Origin of the sequence: Kitasatospora sp. NPDC059817 (genome assembly GCF_042731835.1) — a bacterium.
In the GTDB taxonomy this organism is placed as follows: Bacteria; Actinomycetota; Actinomycetes; order Streptomycetales; family Streptomycetaceae; genus Kitasatospora.
On sequence record NZ_JBHWIR010000443.1, the window covers coordinates 1 to 1,182 of the forward strand.

Sequence of the window (1,182 nt, forward strand, 5' to 3'; positions counted from 1 at the left end):
TATTGCGGCGCTCGTGTACTTCGCATTTCGTATCAAGATTTACCACATGGTCTTTCCAAGCTAGATATACCTCAGCGACAACCGATTTACCTGTACCGGTTTGACCACAGATAAAAACGTGTTCGTCATCGCCAATTGTCATTCGCATGTTTTCCACTTCCTTTCGTGCTGTAAGCTTTCACAACACGCTTCACGCCTTTACCTCTTTTCATAGCAGCCATGATGGACGGTTTCGGGATTTTGTCGTAAGGGATTTTCTCCACAACTAAAAATTCCTCGCCCTGTTCGATAATGTCCAAGTGTTCAAACCAATAACGGCTGTATTCATGCATGGGGATGTTGTAATAGAAGTCACCTTGCTTCAGCGTCACCATACCGGACATAGTCGATCATCCCCTCTAAATGGTTGAGGAATTTTAAGACATCAATATCCTCCGAAAGGGATGAGTTGATGTAAGGAGCCGCCAAATTGCTTACTAGTGGGTTCCCCAGATCGTTCAGCAGGCTTTTGATTAGTTCTTTCAGGCGCGCTTTCATTTCCTCGTTGTTCTGTTGGTTGTTTTGGTAGTTCTCGTTTTGGCAAGACATTTTTCTGTACCTCTTTCTTTTTAGGTTGTTTGGATTTCCACATAATGAATTTAGGTATAAAGATCGTAAAGCACGCAATGAGTAACGCTATATGGTCTGCATACTCACTGGCGACACCCGCCACGCCTTCAGACTTCGCCATGATGTTTGCGAGTGGCGTACATATCTGTTCGGCTTCATCGGCGGTTAATGCAAAGTCTTCCATCCCAGGTCGTGCTGCCACGATCGCGCTTGTCGTCAGTAACAGCATTTTCAGCTGGGATGAATCAACATTGCCCGCCGTCTTTTTCTTGGCTGCGCTTTTCTTTTTCGTGCCAGTACCAGGAGGGCGACCGCGTTTCTTTTTCGGCTGTTCCTCCTGGTCACTTCCCGGCACATCTACCATAACCACCCGAGGAGCGTTTTCGCTTTGCTTGGTGCTGGCTGTTCCTCTTCCTCCGGTTCCTCCACTTTTGGCGGTTCCGGTACTGGAATTTCCTGTGCTTGTCCCTGCGGCTGTTCCTTTGTTCCCATCAGGTTTTGGATGTCCTGTAGCAGATTCTTTGCCCATTTTGGCGCGTCCTCCTGTTCCTCTTTTTTCGGTGTTTCTTCAGC

The 1,182-nt window shown here is 47.3% G+C and carries 3 protein-coding genes; all 3 read right to left on the reverse strand.

Going from position 1 to position 1,182, the window contains the following annotated elements:
- Positions 1-125: 125 nt before the first annotated feature.
- A complete protein-coding gene (locus ACFV61_RS36115; RefSeq protein WP_376642747.1) occupies positions 126-374 on the reverse strand; it encodes a hypothetical protein in 249 nt (82 codons plus the stop codon).
- 50 nt (positions 375-424) lie between these two features.
- Complete coding sequence (locus ACFV61_RS36120) at positions 425-979, reverse strand: hypothetical protein (RefSeq protein WP_376642749.1); 555 nt, start codon at positions 977-979, stop codon at positions 425-427.
- Positions 967-1,182: hypothetical protein (locus tag ACFV61_RS36125; protein ID WP_380496430.1), on the reverse strand; the 216-nt coding region annotated here is incomplete at its 5' end. The genes ACFV61_RS36120 and ACFV61_RS36125, both read right to left, overlap by 13 nt.